We start from the raw sequence: 987 nt of genomic DNA on the forward strand, positions 1-987 counted from the left end.
TGATTGGACTATCAATTTTTCCCTCACACCCTAAAGGCACCAACAACCTTCCTGCAACAAAGCAATTTATAATTATCAATGATAACAAAACCACCAATGGTAAGTCTTGGATATATATGTATTAAAACATCCATCGTTGACTGATCCCAATCTGCGTCTATATCAATGACGCTAAACCGGCAACCAGAAAGCAACTAAGGTAAAGGCTCTGTAGACCATCTTTTGAGAAACATCACATTTTCTTCAGCCATTCACAACGCCGAAAATTTTCTTGTACGTCATCAAACGGCGCCGAGCAATTGAGGTTATACGATAGAAAAGCTAAAATCAATTATTACAAATATCATTCTTTCAAGTAACTGACGAAGATTTTTTTACTTCTATGATTTTCAGGATAATTGTCTCAAAAAAGGTATTTATTACAGATCCAATTTGAACAAGTGATAATTTTTATTTAATATGACTGACAATTTACTGTTTTTTGTTGGTATTTATGAAGAGCTAAAAAGAAAATATTTAAAACTACATTTAACGCCAATGCCTTCAAATGCCTAAATGTCTTCTACTCAAAACAGCCAATCTTCTCGTATCCCCTCAGCAGCAAAACAACCAGACTAAGCATTATCTCCTCAGCCGCTCCCTATTTCTCACCACTCAATCTTTTCCCCAATTCTCTAAACAAAAAGGCTCAGATATTTCTTTAACCTCATCCCTCCTCTTCTCAAACTCAAGCTTCTCTCCAACGCCACACGCAAAATATCTCACTCAGACCTCCCCGCTAGAACAAACAACGCCCATCCCTTCAGCTTTCACACAAAAACGTTTTCTAAGCATTTGCTTCTCAAAAGACATGCCTCTTCTTTACTCTTCTTCATCACTTACTTGTGGTGGGGGTGGTAAGATATAAGCACCTGAAAGCCAACGATTAAGATCAATAGCTCGACAGCGTGTGGAACAAAAAGGATAAGAAGATTTTTGTGACATCTG

2 protein-coding genes are annotated in these 987 nt (G+C 37.3%); both read right to left on the reverse strand.

Annotation, left to right across the window (positions count from 1 at the left end):
- Positions 1–23: 23 nt before the first annotated feature.
- Positions 24–194, reverse strand: a complete 171-nt coding sequence (locus ACFIO3_RS13995; protein ID WP_375607038.1) for a TylF/MycF/NovP-related O-methyltransferase — start codon at positions 192–194, stop codon at positions 24–26.
- Positions 195–861: 667 nt separating this feature from the next.
- On the reverse strand, positions 862–987 hold a 126-nt coding region (gene yacG, locus ACFIO3_RS14000), incomplete at its 5' end, for a DNA gyrase inhibitor YacG (RefSeq protein WP_375704678.1).

It is taken from the genome of Bartonella sp. AD328YNZD, from assembly GCF_042196425.1.